The organism is Kitasatospora sp. NPDC101183 (assembly GCF_044767945.1).
In the GTDB taxonomy this organism is placed as follows: Bacteria; Actinomycetota; Actinomycetes; order Streptomycetales; family Streptomycetaceae; genus Kitasatospora.
Map to the genome: position 1 here is coordinate 116663 of NZ_JBIWOW010000003.1, position 14155 is coordinate 130817.

A 14155-nucleotide genomic window follows, 5' to 3' on the forward strand; every position below is an offset into this window, starting at 1 on the left:
GAACCGTCGAATCGCCCGAACGTGATGATTGAGCAAGCGAGTTGAGTATCGCTCGGGCGCCGCTGGCGACGCGGCGCAACCCTTTCCGGAACCGACGTCGGATCAGTGCTGCCCGCCCGGGTCTCCCTCCCTGATCAATTTTACGAAAAGAGTTCTGCCATGCGCCAGTTCGCTTCCCTCCGGATCATCGCCCCGCTCGCCCTCCTGCTGGCCCCGGTGGCCGGTGTGGTCGCCGGCACCTCGCTGCTGCACGGCACCCCCGCGGTCGGGGTGCAGAACCGCGCCGACGTGGGCTGGAACAACCCGCCGGCCGAGGTCACGCCCACCCCCAGCCACGTGCCCGCTTCCTGACCGTCCCCCCGACCCTCCGACGTACCGGCCCACCGCCGCCAGATCCGAAGAAAGCAGCCGACTGCCATGTCCGACTCACCGTGGTTCGTCTCCCGCCCCACCAGCAGCCGCGCCCCGTACCTGGTCTACTGCTTCCCGCACGCCGGCGGCAACGCCCGTTCGTTCCTGACCTGGCAGCAGCACCTGGAGGCCGACGCCGAACTCGTCGGCGTCTGCGCCCCCGGGCGCGGCCTGCGGCTGGACGAGCCGAGCCCCGCCGACATCGCCGAGCTGGCCGAGGGCGCCGCCCGGGCCATCGCGGCCGACGCGGACCGTCCGTTCCTGCTCTTCGGCCACAGCTTCGGCGCCGTGGTCGCCTTCGAGACGGCCCGTCGCCTGCGCGAACTCCCTTTGCTGAAGCACCTGGTGGCCTCCGGCTGCGCCGCCCCGCGCCTGCTGCCGAGCGAGCGCGTGCGGCAGACGGCCAGGCTGCGCGGCCAGGAGTTCACCGAGGCGGTCGCCTTCTTCGGCGGACTGCCGCCCGAGGTGCTCGCCGAGCCCGAGCTGCAGGATCTGCTCCTGCCGGGCCTGCGGGCCGACTTCCACCTGGTCTCCGGCTACCGCTACCGGCCGGGCGCGCCGCTGCGGATCGGCGTCTCGCTGGTCAACGGCCGCGAGGACCCGCACGTGGGGCCGGCCGAACTGCGGTACTGGGAACACGAGTCCGTGCTGCCGCTGCGTTACCACTGGGCCGACGGCGGCCACTTCTACTTCGGCCCCGACCCGGCGCCCGCGGTCGATCTGCTGCGCTCACTCGTTCGTGCGGATTCCGGTGCGCCGAGCGCCCGCGAGGAACACGTCGAACTTATCTAGTTGTGCCGCCGGAAGCACGGGTGGTAACCCGTCCGGAACCGCAGTCGGGGAAACCCCCGCAACCCGCGTCACAACAGAGAGGAGCCTGCGATGCAGTCGGCAGCCGCAGAGCAGCACCACCGAGCCCGGGTGTTCCGGGAGCTCCACGAGCGGCCCACGGCCTTCGTGATCCCGAATCCCTGGGACGCCGGATCCGCCAAGCTGCTGGCCGGCCTCGGCTTCCCGGCGCTCGCGACCACCAGCGGGGGACTGGCCTTCTCGCTGGGCCGCCCCGACGGTGACAACCGGGTGAGCCGGAGCGAGGCCCTGGCCAACGCCGCGGACATCGTGGCCGCCACACCGCTGCCGGTCGCCGCGGACCTGGAGAGCGGCTACGGGCCGGGCCCCGAGGACGTCGCCGAGACCATCCGGCTGGCCGCCCGGGCGGGCCTGGTGGGCGGTTCGATCGAGGACGCCACCGGGGACCCGCAGGCGCCCGTACTGGAGCGGGCGGCGGCCGTGGACAGGATCCGGGCGGCGGTCGAGGCCGCGCGCTCGCTGGACTTCCCCTTCACCGTCACGGCGCGGGCGGAGAACTTCCTCTACGGCCGCCCCGACCTGAAGGACACGGTCGCGCGGCTGCAGGCCTACCAGGAGGCCGGCGCGGACGTGCTGTACGCCCCGGGCCTGCCGGACGCCGAGGCGGTGCGCACGGTCTGCGCCGAACTGGACCGCCCGGTCAACGTCCTGGCCGCGGCCGGCGGCCTGAGCCTGTCGGTCGCGCAGCTGGCCGAGCTCGGCGTGCGGCGGATCAGCCTGGGATCCGCCCTGGTCCGCGCCGCGCTGGGCGGGCTGATGGCCGCGGCGGAGGAGGTGCGCACCACCGGGACCTTCGGGTTCGCGGCGCGGGCGCTGCCGTACGCCAGGGCCAACGAGCTCTTCGCCGAGCTCTCCGACATCCATCGACCCCCGAAGGAAGAGACGTCATGAGTGTCCTGCAGGCCCCGCGGTACGTCCTGGGGGAGGAGGAGCTGGAGCACACCGAGGTCGAGTGCCTGGCCGAACGGGCCGCCGAGCTGAAGATGGTGCCCAAGGCCGCGCTCTGGGGCTGGGGGTCGGTGCGCCGCACCGGCCGGGGCCTGGCGGAGCTGGCGATCGAGAGCGGCACGGCCACGCTGCGGGCGGCGGGGGTGGACCCGGCCGAGGTGGACGCGCTGATCCTGTGCTCCACCCGCTTCCCGGGTGGTCCGCGCACCCACGGCCGGTTCGTGGAGCGCATCCTGACCGGGACGGGCCTGGAGCGCGCGGCGTTCCTCGGGATCACGCTGAACCGCTGCACCAACCTGCTGGTCGCCCTCGACGCCGCGCAGGCGTTGGTGGCGGCCGGCCGGCACCGCCGCATCCTGGTCGTCACCACCGACCGGATCGAGGACGAGAAGGAGCGGATGGAGAGCTTCGCGCTCTTCAGCGACGGGGCGGCGAGCTGCCTGGTCTCGGCCGAGGCCGAGGCCAACTCGGGCGCCGGGTACCGGATCCGGTCCACCGCGAGCGCCCAGGAGGCGGCCGCGCTGGACTGGTCCCACGAGATCAGCGCCGACCTGTCCCGGGAGGCCAACTGGCGCCTGCTGGCGCCGCTCGGCCTGGAGCTCGACCAGGTGGACGGACTCCTGCACGCCAACCTCTTCCTGCCGCTGGTCACCATGAAGGAGCGCCAAGCAGGCTTCACCGCACGCCAGTTGTACACCGAGAACATCACCCGGTTCGGGCACTGCTTCGCCGCGGACCCGCTGATCAACCTGGCCGACCAGGAACGCGCCGGGCTGCTGCGCGACGGCGGCCACTACCTGGCCGCCGTCAGCGTGCCGGGCTCGCGGGTCGCCGTCCTGCTGCAGCGCCACGACAACTGACGATCCGTCGGTCGCGCCACCCCTCCCCGTAAACCCTTCGCCGCGCTACCCGCCGCCCGTGGGTCGCCCCGGCGCGCCCAGCCACGCCACCGTCCCGATGGAGTGCCCGTGTACGCCCACCAGACCCACGACCTCGACGACCTGACCACCTCGCTGCCCGCAGGCGGCTTCGAGTTCAGCCCCAGCGTGCAGGCCGAGGCCGAAGCCGTCCTCGCCGCCGGCCCGGCCGTCACCTACCACCGGCTGCTCGCCGACCAGGAGTCCCAGAGGACCCAGCTGGTCGCCCGCCGGGTGCTGGCCGCCTTCCTCGCCGAGGAGGACCCCGGCGCGGGCCCGGTCACCGCCGACGCGCTCACCGCCCTGGTGGCCGCCGCCCGGGCGGAGTTCGCCCCGACGGCGGCCCGGCTGACCGCCGCGCCCGCCGACCGGGCCGTCGCCCTGCGCGGCCGCGCCCCGGTCGCGCTGCTGGCCGGCTGCTGGCTGGACACCGTCTCGCAGCCCGCCACCCAGCCCGCCGTGGTGGTGAACCGGCTCTACGCCCAGTACTTCGCGCTCAAGGGCGAGGGCCGCCCGCAGCACTCCGCACCGCAGAAGCGCCGCCGCGCGCTGGAGGACGCCGGGGTGCTGCTGCCGCAGCCGGAGGAGGCGGACTTCCTCGTACGGGCCCAGGCCCGCCCGCTGGCCGCCCTGCACGGCGCCTTCCTGCTCGCCCTGTCCCGGCTGCCCGCCGCCTTCCTGCCGGAGGTCGTCGGCGTCCAGTACGCCTTCCACGCGTTCGGCCTGGACGACCTGCTGAACGGCACGGAGCCGATGCTCGCGGTCGACGAACTGCTGGCCGAGTACCTGGAGTTGACCGAACGCTCGGAGACCGGTGAGCAGGACCGCCGCCGACTGGCCGCGGCCGTACGGCTGGTGGTCCGGACCGAGCGCGAGCAGCTCGCCATGCTGGACGAACTCGTCTCCTACCGGGCCGGGTTGTCCATGGACGCCCGGGCCGCCGAGATCGTCGAGCGCCACCGCCCCTTCGCCGGGCGCCAGCACAAGGGCGTCAGGATCGGCGGCGAACTGCTCTCCGAGACCTTCGACGACCCGGAGTTCGACCTCGACGCCTTCATGGCCGAGTTCCGCGCCTCCCGCCAGCTCCGCCCACTGCGCAACGGCGGCTGCCCGTTCACCCGGGCGGTCAAGTTCGGCGGCCCGATGTTCGGCGTCTTCGACGAGGCCGAGGCCGCCGTCTTCAAGGAGTGGGCCGAGGCGGTCGCCGCCGGGGAGCCGGCCGGTGCGCCGCTGCGGCCCGACACCAGCGGCGACGAGCAGGCCGCGCACTGGCAGCGGGCCGTGCTCGCCACCGCGCCGTCGGACGTACGCTTCGCCGAGGCGTCCCCCGCCGACGACCGCGAGTTCTTCCACCGGCTCGTCAACATCGAGCAGTTCCCCAACACCCTGCCGCTGGCCGCGCGGACCGCCGAGGAGGGCCTGGAGCGGGCCGAACTGCTCTTCCGGCACGGCGCCGGCGGCCGCTACACCGACGCCAGCTGGTTCGACTACACCCCCGAGGCGCTGCTGGAGCGGGTGGACCGGATCTACTGGGACAAGCTCGTCGGCCCGTACCGCCCCCTCCAGGAGCTGCCGGAGCGCGACGAGGTGGTCTTCCACCAGAAGACCTTCGCCCTCGGCAGCCTGATCGACGGCACCTGGGCCTACCGGATCGGCAACCACGGCCGCTTCCACCGGCAGAGCGACGCGATGCTGTTCTCGATCTACGCCGACGAGATGGGCCGCGGCGAGCTCGCCAAGAACCACATCACGCTGATCCGCCAGGTGCTGGCCAGCATGGACGTCCGGCTGCCGCACATCCGCTCCGAGGAGTTCCTCGACCAGGGCGAACTGCCTGACGAGCTCTACCGGTTCTCGATCCACCAGATCTGCCTGGCGCTGTTCCCGGACCGGATGCACAGCGAGATCCTCGGCTACAACCTCGGGATCGAGATGTTCGGGCTCGGCGAGATGCGCCTGCACGAGGTGCAGAAGCTGCGCCGCCACAACCTGGACACCGCCTACGAGGAAGCGCACCTGTCGATCGACAACTTCTCGGCCGGCCACGCCCGCCAGTCCGCCGAGATCATCGTCTCCCACCTGGACGGGGTGCGCCGGGAGACGGGCGAGGCGGCCGTGCGGCGGGAGTGGCGCCGGATCTGGCGCGGCTACGCCTCCTTCGCCTGGTTCGTGGAGCACCAGCTGGTCAACTCGCTGGCCACCGAGGCCGACACCACCGACGACCTGGTCATCTGAGGAGCCCGCCGTGACCACCGACGCCCCTGACACCCCTGACGCCCCTGACACCTTCGACGCCGAGGCCTTCGACGTCTTCGACCCGGAGATCCTCCGGCTGCCCTTCTACACCGACGAGCACCGCGACCGCGCCCAGCGCCTCGCCCGGTGGTGCGAGGAACGGGCCGAGCTCTGGACCGACCTGCGCACGGACCTGCGCGGCGGCGGCCCGGACAAGGCCGTACGCCGGGCGCTGGCCGCGCTCGGAGAGGCCGGCTGGCTGGCCTTCCTGGACGACGAGGACGACGGGGACGGCGGCGAGCCCGGAACCGACGGCGACTACCGCTCGATCTGCCTGGCCCGCGAGGCGCTCGCCTACACCGAGGACCTGGCCGACTTCGCCTTCGCGATCCAGGTGCTCTCGGCCACCCCGATCCTGCGTTACGGCAGCCCCGAGCAGAAGCGGCGCTACCTGCCGGGCCTGGCGGCCGGCACCCTGGTCGGCGCCTTCGCCGTCTCCGAGGAGCAGGCCGGTTCGGACGTCGCCGCGGTGGCGCTGACCGCCGAGCGGGACGGCGAGGAGTACGTGCTGGGCGGCGGCAAGGCCTGGATCGCCAACGGCACGACGGCGGACGTGCTCTGCGTGATCGCCCGCACGGGCGAGGGGCCGGGCCCGCTGGGGCTGAGCGCCTTCCTCGTCCCCGGCGACGCCCCGGGCCTGCGGATGGAGCCGATCGACGCGATCGCGCCCCGCCCCTTCGCCCACCTGGCGTTCGAGGACTGCCGGGTGCCCGCCGACGCGGTGCTCGGGCGGCCCGGGCGCGGCTTCGTGGTGGCGATGGACCTGCTGGAGCGGGCCCGGATGACGGTGGGCGCGGCCGCGCTCGGCTTCGCCCGTCGGGCCGCCGACGCGGCCCAGGCCCGGGCCCGGCAGCGCGCCATCTACGGCGGGGTGCTGTTCGACCTGCCCACGGTCAAGTTCGACCTGGCCGCCATGGAGGTCGAGCTGAACGCCTCCGCGCTGCTGGTCGGGCGGGCCGCCTGGGAGCTCGATCGGGGCAACCGGGCGTTCGGCAGGCACTCCAGCATCGCCAAGCTGCAGGCCACCGAGGCGGCGCAGCGGATCGTCGACCGGTGCGTGCAGCTGCACGGCGCCGCCGGGCTGGTCGCCGACAGCCTGCCCGAACGCCTGTACCGGCAGATCCGGGCGCTCCGTGTCTACGAGGGCGCCTCGGAGGTTCAACAGCTGACCATCGCCGGTGCGCTGGACGCGCGCCGGGCCCGCTGACGCACCGTCAAGGGCGCCGTCAAGGACCGTCAAGGAGCACGACTTCCATGCAGACCCCGACGAACCCGGTCGAGGCCGTCCGGCACCCCGACCCGTACCCCTTCTACGCGCGGCTGACGGCGGAACGCCCGTTCGGCTGGGACGAGCAGCTGCAGGCCTGGGTGGCCGCCGACGCCGCCTCCGTCACCGCCGCGCTCACGGCCGCCGAACTGCGGGTCCGCCCGCCGGCCGAGCCCGTCCCGGCCGGGCTGCTCGGCACCGCCGCGGGCGCCGTCTTCGGCGACCTCGTGCGGATGACCGACGGCCCGGACCAGCGGCGCCTCAAGCAGGTGGTGCTGGACGCGCTCGGCGAGGCCGAGCCGGCCCGGGCGGGCAAGCTGGCCGCCGAGCGGACCGGGCAGAGCCTGGACGGGGCGGGCGGCCTGGAGGAGCTGATGTTCCAGGTCCCGGCCCGCGTGGTGGCCGCGCTGTGCGGCCTCGACGCCGGGCTGGAGCCGGAGGCGGCGCGGCTGGTGGGGGACTTCGTGCAGTGCATCCCCGCCGGTGCCACGGCCGAGCAGCAGCGGGCGGCCGCGCGGGCCGCGGCGCGGCTGCGGGAGCTGCTCGGGCCGGGCCTGACCGGCGCCGAGCCGACCGGGCTGCTGGCCGCGCTCGTCCGGGCGGCCGGCCGGCGGGACTGGCCGCGGGAGGCGGCGCTGCTGGCCAACGCCGTGGGCTTCCTCTCGCAGACGTACGACGCGACGGCCGGGCTGATCGGCAACGCGCTGCTGGCCCTGCGCTCGCAGCCCGCCGGTGATCCGGCGGCGCTGGCCCGCGAGGTCGCCCGGCACGACGCGCCGATCCAGAACACCCGCCGGTTCGCCGCCGAGCCCTGGCGGTACGGCGCGCGGACCGTCCAGCCCGGGCAGACGGTGCTGGTGGTGCTCGCCGCCGCCAACCGCGACCCGGCGGCCAATCCCGACCCGCACGCCTTCGACCCCGGGCGCCCCGCGCCCGCCTGCTTCACCTTCGGCGCCGGCCCGCACGGCTGCCCGGGCGCCGAGCTCGCGGTGGCGATCACCGCGGGCGTCCTGGACGAACTGCTGGCCCACGGCTTCGACCCGGCCGCGCTGCCGGCCGCGCCGCGCTACCGGGCCCTGGCGAACGCGCGCATCCCGGTGCTCTGAGCAGCCCGGTTCCCCTCACCCCGTACGACCACATCCAGGAAGGACGAGACCGATGGCAGAGCAGCCGCGGCTGTGGATCCGGCACGAGGTCCGCGCCACCGAGCGCCGGGCTCCGCTGGTGCCGCAGGACGCACGCCGGCTGGTGGAGCTGGGCTTCCACCTGACCGTGGAGGAGTCCCCGCAGCGGGTGCACCCGCTGGACGAGTACCTGGCCGCCGGCTGCCAGGGGGCCGAGGCCGGCTCCTGGACCGGGGCCCCCGAGGCGGCGTACGTCCTCGGGCTCAAGGAACTCCCGGACCAGCCCGAGGAACTGACTCACCGTCACATCTTCTTCGGGCACGCCTACAAGGGCCAGGAGGGCGCCCGCGAGCTGCTCGCCCGGTTCGCCCGGGGCGGCGGCGAGCTGCTCGACCTGGAGTACCTGGTGGACGACGCCGGGCGCCGGCTGGCCGCCTTCGGCTACTGGGCCGGCTACGTCGGCGCGGCGCTCGGCGTGCTCCAGGCCCGGGGCCGGCTCACCGCCCCGCTGCGCCCGATGGCCAGGAGCGAGCTGGACCGGGAGCTGCGCCACTCGATCCGCGACGGCGCCCCGGACGCGCTGGTGATCGGCGCGCTCGGCCGCTGCGGGCGCGGCGCGGTGGACGCGCTGGAGACGGCCGGGCTGGCCGCCACCTGCTGGGACGTGGCGGAGACCCGCGACCTGGACCGCGCCGCGCTGCTCCACCACGACCTCCTCGTCAACACCGTGCTGACGACCCGCCCGATCCCGCCGTTCCTGCGCCCCGCCGACCTCCCGGTCGCCGACCGGCGGCTGAGCCTGGCCGTCGACGTGACCTGCGACGTCACCTCCGACCTCAACGTGCTGCCGGTCTACCGCACCGTCACCGACTGGGACGAGCCGGTGCGCCGGCTGCACCAGGACCCGCCGCTCGACCTGATCGCCATCGACAACCTGCCCTCGCTGCTGCCGGCCGAGGCCAGCCGCGCCTTCTCCGCCGAGCTGGTCGCCCAACTGCGCACCCTGGCCGACCCGGTGGCGCCCTGGCGGCACTGCCGGGACGACTTCCGGGCCGCCTGCCGCAGCCACGAACTGGAGGCCGTCCATGTCTGAGCCGTCCATATCCGGGACGTCCAACTCCGGGACGTCCAAGCCCCTGCGTACGGTCCACTGGATCGGCACCGGGCTCTCCACCGGCCGCAGCGGCCTGGAACTGCTCCTGGAGCACGGCGCCCGCGTCGTGCTCTGGGGGCGGACGGCGGCCAAGGCCGAACAGTGCCTCGCCGCCCGGGGACTGGCCGGCCGAGCCGGAGCCCGCGCCTTCGACACCGAGGCCCTGGCCGCCGCGCTGGCCCCCGGCGACGTCCTGGTGTCGATGCTCCCGGCGGCCCGCCACCCCGAGCTGCTGCGCCTCGCGACGGCGCACGACGCCCACTTCGCCTGCTCCAGCTACGTCTCGCCGGAGCTGGCCGAACTCGCCGCCTCGGCCTCGCGGACCGTGGTGCTCACCGAGGCGGGCCTGGACCCGGGCATCGACCACCTGATGGCCCACCGCCTCGTCGAACTCGGCCGCGCTGCCGCCGGGGAGGCCGTCAGCACCGCCGACTTCACCTCCTACTGCGGCGGACTGCCCGCCGAACTCAACGAGTTCCGCTACCGCTTCAGCTGGGCCCCGCTCGGCGTGCTCAACGCGCTGCGCTCGCCGGCCCGCTACCTGCACGACTGGCGGCTGCGCACCGCGTCGCGCCCCTGGGAGGAGACCACCGAACACCCGCTGGGCGGCGAGAAGTTCGAGGTGTACCCCAACCGCGACAGCCTGCCCTTCGCCGAGCAGTACGGCTTCCCGGCGCACTGGCGCAAGCGCTCCTTCGTCCGCGGCACGCTGCGCCCGGCCGGCTGGCGGGCCGCCTGGTCCGAGGTCTTCGCCACCGTGGAGTCCGGCGACGAGGGGCGGATCGCGGCGCTGGCGGGCGAGTTGGCCGAGCGCCACCCGATGCGCGCGACGGACCGCGACCGCGTGGTGCTCGCCGTGGCGCTGGAGCTGAGCTGGGCCGACGGCGCCTGGTCGGGCAGTTGCCTGCTCGACCTGCGCGGCGACGAGCGGGAGAGCGCCATGGCGCTGCTGGTCTCGCTGCCCCTGGCGTACGGCATCACCCGGATCCTCGACGGCGCGCTCGCCCCGGGCCTGCACCGGGCCGCCGAGAGCCCCCGGGAGGCCGAGCGGTGGCTGGACTTCCTGGCTTCGCGTGGCATCGCCACCGAGCTGCGCACCACCGAAACCACGACACGAGGAGCACTGCTGTGACCGACCGACGACCACCGGCCTTCGTCCTGACCGGAGCCTTCTGGGTGGTCTGCCGCAACCCGCGCTACCTGGAGGAGCTGGCGGCCCGCGGGCTGAAGATCCTGCTGATCACCCCGCGCGCCTGGCGCGAGCGCGCGCTGGCCGCCCAGGCCGACCCGAGCGGCCCGGCCGCGCTGATCGACGAGATCGCCTTCGTGGACGGCGAGTTGAACCAGGACGGCTCGTTCACCGCGGGCGTGCTGGCCCGGGCCGCCGACTGGCGGGCGCGCTACCGCATCGTCGGCGCCTACGCGGTGGGCGAGACCCTGGTGGAGCCCACCGGGCTGCTGGCCGACGCGCTGGGCCTGCCCGGCCCGGGCCTGCGGGCCACCCGGGTCTGCCGCTCCAAGCCCCTGCAGCGCTGGTACCTGCCGGAGTTCGCGCCGCTCGGCGCGGTGCTGCCGGCGGCCGAGCGGGCCGACTTCGACCCGGCCTCGGTCACGTACCCCGTGGTGCTCAAGCCCGCTGCCCGGCACTCCAGTTCGGGCGTGGTGACGGTCGGCGACGCGCAGGCGCTGGCCGCGCTGCTGGCCGAGTACCCGGAGCACGAGACGCTGCTGGTGGAGCAGAAGGTGGTCGGCCAGGAGTACTCGGTGGAGAGCCTGGTGCAGGAGGGCAAGGTGCTCTTCGCCTCCGTCACCCGCAAGACCACCACCGAGTCGCACGCGGCCACCTTCGTCGAGCTGTCGCACTCCGTGCCGAACGCGCCGGAGCCGGTGGACCGCGCGCTGCTGGAGGCCAACGCCACCGTGCTGGAGGCGCTCGACTTCGGCAGCGGGATCGCCCACGCCGAGTGGCGGGTGGACGCCGAGGGCCGCCCGGTGCTGATGGAGGTGGCCGCCCGCACCCCGGGGGACGGCCTGCTGGCCCTCTACCGGCTGGCCACCGGGGAGCCCCTGGAGCCGGAGATCGTCCGGCTGGCGCTGGGCGAACCGGCCGGCTACCCCGAGCCGCGCCGCTGGACCCGGCAGGTCTACCTGGAGCACCCGGAAGGCGTCCTGGACGGCGTCCGGGTGGACTGGCCCGGCGTCCGGCCGGTCTGGCTGGGCGAGTCCGGGATCTGGCCGGACCCGCCGGTCGGCGCCGCTGACGAACCGGGGGAGCTGCGTGCGGTGCTGGTGCTCAAGGAGCGCGGCAGCCGGCTCGGCCCGCTGGAGAGCTCCGAGGACCGCGCGGTCTGCTTCCTGATCGACGCCCCGTCGCCCGAGGAGCTGGACGCGCTGGAGCAGCGGGTGCGCGCGGCGGTGACGGTCGAGGTGCGCGATGTCGACTGACACCGTCCGCCCGGAGCCGGTCGTCGAGGACCTGGCGGCCGTCGAACCGGCGCCGCCCCGGGTGACCGTCTGGGCGACCTTCCGGGACGCGCCGCTCGCGGTGAAGACCGTGCTGGCCGGCGTGCTCGTCAACCGGCTCAGCGGCTTCCTCAACGTCTTCCTGGTGCTCTTCCTCGGCTCGAAGGGCTACTCCAAGGCGGAGACCGTGCTGGCGCTGGGCGTCTACGGCGGCGGCGCCGTGCTCGGCGTGCTGGTCGGCGGCTCGCTCGCGGACCGGCTGGGCGTGCGCAACGCCACCGTGGCCAGCATGGGCGCGACGGCGGTGCTCACCGCGGCCCTGCTCTACCTGCCGGGGTACGGCCCGCTGATGGCGGCGGTCGGCCTGGCCGGCCTCAGCGCCCAGGTCTTCCGGCCCGCCTCGGCCACCCTGCTCGCCGAACTCACGCCGGACGAGCGGCAGGTGATGGTCTTCGCGATGTACCGCTTCGGCCTGAACCTGGGCGCCACCGCGGCCCCGCTGGTCGGCTTCTGGCTCTACCACGCGGGCAACGACCGGTACGTGCTCCTCTTCTGGGGCGAGGCGCTGATCGCGCTGGCCTACGCCGCCCTGGCGCTGGCCACGCTGCCCGCCGCCACCCGCCGCAGCGCCACCGACACCCCGGAGGCCGCGAAGACCGGGGCGCAACGGGCCGGCGGCTACCGGGCCGTGCTGCGCGACCGCCGCTACCTGCGCTACCTGGCCGCCGCCTTCTTCCACGCCGTGGTCTACGTCCAGTACCTGTCCACCCTGCCGCTGTTCGTCGAGGACCGGCACCTGCCCGTCGTCTGGTACACCGTCGCCGTCTCGCTCAACGGCTTCCTGGTGATCGCCTTCGAGCTGCTGGTCACCCGGCTCGCCCAGTCCTGGCCGGCGCGGATCACCATCGGCCTGGGGTTCGCCCTGGTCGGCGCCGGAGTGGCCTGCTACGCCCTGCCGATCGGCGCGGCCGCGATCGTCCTGGGCACCCTGGTGTGGTCGATCGGCGAGATCATCGGCGGCCCCACCGTGTTCGCCTACCCCGGAACCGCCGGCCCGGAGCACCTGAAGGGCCGCTACATCGGCAGCTTCCAGTTCGTGTTCGGCCTGGGCAGCGCGCTCGGCCCGATGCTGGGCGGCTGGCTGTTCATCCAGGCCGGCGTGCTGGTCTGGCCGCTGCTGGCGCTCGGCTCGCTGGCGGCCACCCTCCTGGGCCTGGCCGCCGTACGGCCCGCGCCCCGCGCCGACTGATCCACCCCCCAACCCGACTTCCCTGACGCCCCGTTGGGCGGGCAGTGCGCTGTGCCCGCTTCTCCCCCCTCCTCGTACGAGAACCCGAGAACCCGAGATCCCGAGATCCCGAGATCCCGAGAACACAGAGAGGCCCGCGACATGTCCCACACCCACCCCGCCGAGGCCCACTTCACCTGCCTGGGTGTCGGCGCCGGTCCCGCCAACCTGAGCCTGGCCTCGCTGCTCCACAGCGAGCCCGAGGTCAGCAACCTCTTCCTCGACCGCAAGGACAAGTTCGGCTGGCACGACGGGCAGCAGATGCCCGGCTCCACCCTCCAGGTCTCGCTCTACAAGGACCTCGTCAGCCTGAGCGACCCGACCAACCCGTTCTCCTTCCTCGCCTACCTTCACGAGCACGGCCGGATCTACCACTTCCTCAACGCCCAGTTCAGCGACGTGCCCCGCCAGGAGTTCCGCAACTACCTGGACTGGGCCAGCCGCCGCAACCCGAACGTGCGGTTCGGCGAGGAGGTCCGGGCGGTCGACTTCGACGGCGAGCGCTTCGTCGTCGACACCGACCGGCGCCGGCTGACCGCCGACAACCTGGTGCTCGGCGTGGGCAACCGCCCGTGGGTGCCGCCGCAGGCCGCCGGGCTGATCGGCCCGACCCAGTTCCACGTCAGCGAGTTCCTCGACCGGGCCAAGGACCTGGGCGGCAAGCGGGTCGCGGTGATCGGCGGCGGCCAGTCCGGCGCCGAGGCCTTCCTCGACCTCATCTCGCGGTCGGGCGAGGAGCTGCCGCGCCGGGTCTCCTGGATCTCCCGCCGGCGCAACTACTTCCCGATCGACGACTCGCCCTTCACCAACGACTTCTACATGCCGGGCCACGCCGAGTACTTCTACCGGCTGGCGCCGGCGGCCCGGGAGCGGTTCAACGCCGAGCACATCCTGACCAGCGACGGGGTCTCCGAGGCCACCCTGCGCGAGATCTACCAGCGGATCTACGTCCACCGGTTCATCGAGGGCGCCGAGGACCTGGTCGCCCTGGCCCCCAACCGCGCCATGGAGACGGTGCGGGCGGCCGAGGGCGGCGGCTGGACGGTCGAGGTGCGCCACAACGACCAGCGCCAGGGCACCGAGCGCTTCGATGCCGACGTGATCGTCTGGGCGACCGGCTTCCGCCCGGCCGCCACCGACTTCCTGGCCCCGATCGCCGACCGCCTGGAGCGCGAGGGCGAGGAGCTGCGGATCGACCAGGACTACGCCGTCCGCTGGGACGGCCCGGCCGACCGGAACATCTTCGTGCAGAACGCGGCCAAGCGGCAGCGCGGACTGGCCGACCCCAACCTCAGCCTCAACGCCTGGCGCAGCCGCCGGATCGTCGACCGCATCCGCGGGCTGCGCAGCAACGAGCCCCTGGAGTCCTTCATCGACTGGTCCGCCAAGGTCGGCGCCGACGCCGGCTGGGGGGTGTGA

12 protein-coding genes are annotated in these 14155 nt (G+C 74.1%); all 12 read left to right on the top strand.

Annotated features, from left to right (window positions below; translation table 11 throughout):
• The first annotated feature begins 159 nt into the window (after window positions 1-159).
• The 12 genes from ACIRRS_RS04495 to ACIRRS_RS04550 all read left to right on the top strand — a co-directional run bounded on the left by ACIRRS_RS04495 (window position 160) and on the right by ACIRRS_RS04550 (window position 14155).
• Window positions 160-351, top strand: coding sequence for a hypothetical protein (locus ACIRRS_RS04495; RefSeq protein WP_402964884.1), 192 nt, complete (start codon window positions 160-162; stop codon window positions 349-351).
• A gap of 66 nt (window positions 352-417) precedes the next feature.
• On the top strand, window positions 418-1203 hold the full coding sequence (locus ACIRRS_RS04500; RefSeq protein ID WP_402964887.1) for a thioesterase II family protein: 786 nt from the start codon (window positions 418-420) through the stop codon (window positions 1201-1203).
• 90 nt (window positions 1204-1293) lie between these two features.
• Window positions 1294-2172: an oxaloacetate decarboxylase gene (locus ACIRRS_RS04505; protein WP_402964889.1), complete on the top strand. Its 879-nt coding sequence runs from the start codon at window positions 1294-1296 to the stop codon at window positions 2170-2172.
• Window positions 2169-3089, top strand: a complete 921-nt coding sequence (locus ACIRRS_RS04510) for a 3-oxoacyl-ACP synthase (RefSeq protein ID WP_402964892.1) — start codon at window positions 2169-2171, stop codon at window positions 3087-3089. Before ACIRRS_RS04505 ends, ACIRRS_RS04510 begins: the two co-directional genes overlap by 4 nt.
• A gap of 108 nt (window positions 3090-3197) precedes the next feature.
• Window positions 3198-5381: an iron-containing redox enzyme family protein gene (locus tag ACIRRS_RS04515; RefSeq protein ID WP_402964895.1), complete on the top strand. Its 2184-nt coding sequence runs from the start codon at window positions 3198-3200 to the stop codon at window positions 5379-5381.
• 10 nt (window positions 5382-5391) lie between these two features.
• Complete coding sequence (locus ACIRRS_RS04520; protein ID WP_402964898.1) at window positions 5392-6648, top strand: acyl-CoA dehydrogenase family protein; 1257 nt, start codon at window positions 5392-5394, stop codon at window positions 6646-6648.
• Between the two features lie 47 nt (window positions 6649-6695).
• Window positions 6696-7814, top strand: coding sequence for a cytochrome P450 (locus ACIRRS_RS04525; protein WP_402964900.1), 1119 nt, complete (start codon window positions 6696-6698; stop codon window positions 7812-7814).
• Window positions 7815-7866: 52 nt separating this feature from the next.
• Window positions 7867-8925 (top strand): saccharopine dehydrogenase, encoded by a 1059-nt coding sequence (locus ACIRRS_RS04530; RefSeq protein ID WP_402964903.1) that lies wholly within the window; start codon window positions 7867-7869, stop codon window positions 8923-8925.
• Window positions 8918-10117 (top strand): saccharopine dehydrogenase family protein, encoded by a 1200-nt coding sequence (locus ACIRRS_RS04535; RefSeq protein ID WP_402964906.1) that lies wholly within the window; start codon window positions 8918-8920, stop codon window positions 10115-10117. Before ACIRRS_RS04530 ends, ACIRRS_RS04535 begins: the two co-directional genes overlap by 8 nt.
• Entirely contained in the window at window positions 10114-11430 is a 1317-nt protein-coding gene (locus tag ACIRRS_RS04540; RefSeq protein ID WP_402964908.1) for an ATP-grasp domain-containing protein, read from the top strand. Before ACIRRS_RS04535 ends, ACIRRS_RS04540 begins: the two co-directional genes overlap by 4 nt.
• Entirely contained in the window at window positions 11420-12697 is a 1278-nt protein-coding gene (locus ACIRRS_RS04545) for an MFS transporter (RefSeq protein ID WP_402964911.1), read from the top strand. Before ACIRRS_RS04540 ends, ACIRRS_RS04545 begins: the two co-directional genes overlap by 11 nt.
• Window positions 12698-12838: 141 nt before the next feature.
• Complete coding sequence (locus ACIRRS_RS04550) at window positions 12839-14155, top strand: lysine N(6)-hydroxylase/L-ornithine N(5)-oxygenase family protein (protein WP_402964914.1); 1317 nt, start codon at window positions 12839-12841, stop codon at window positions 14153-14155.

Coding starts and splice junctions, on each gene's coding strand:
- ACIRRS_RS04495 (WP_402964884.1), top strand. CDS start 160: ATGCGCCAGTTCGCTTCCCTCCGGATCATCGCCCCGCTCGCCCTCCTG.
- ACIRRS_RS04500 (WP_402964887.1), top strand. CDS start 418: ATGTCCGACTCACCGTGGTTCGTCTCCCGCCCCACCAGCAGCCGCGCC.
- ACIRRS_RS04505 (WP_402964889.1), top strand. CDS start 1,294: ATGCAGTCGGCAGCCGCAGAGCAGCACCACCGAGCCCGGGTGTTCCGG.
- ACIRRS_RS04510 (WP_402964892.1), top strand. CDS start 2,169: ATGAGTGTCCTGCAGGCCCCGCGGTACGTCCTGGGGGAGGAGGAGCTG.
- ACIRRS_RS04525 (WP_402964900.1), top strand. CDS start 6,696: ATGCAGACCCCGACGAACCCGGTCGAGGCCGTCCGGCACCCCGACCCG.
- ACIRRS_RS04530 (WP_402964903.1), top strand. CDS start 7,867: ATGGCAGAGCAGCCGCGGCTGTGGATCCGGCACGAGGTCCGCGCCACC.
- ACIRRS_RS04535 (WP_402964906.1), top strand. CDS start 8,918: ATGTCTGAGCCGTCCATATCCGGGACGTCCAACTCCGGGACGTCCAAG.
- ACIRRS_RS04545 (WP_402964911.1), top strand. CDS start 11,420: ATGTCGACTGACACCGTCCGCCCGGAGCCGGTCGTCGAGGACCTGGCG.
- ACIRRS_RS04550 (WP_402964914.1), top strand. CDS start 12,839: ATGTCCCACACCCACCCCGCCGAGGCCCACTTCACCTGCCTGGGTGTC.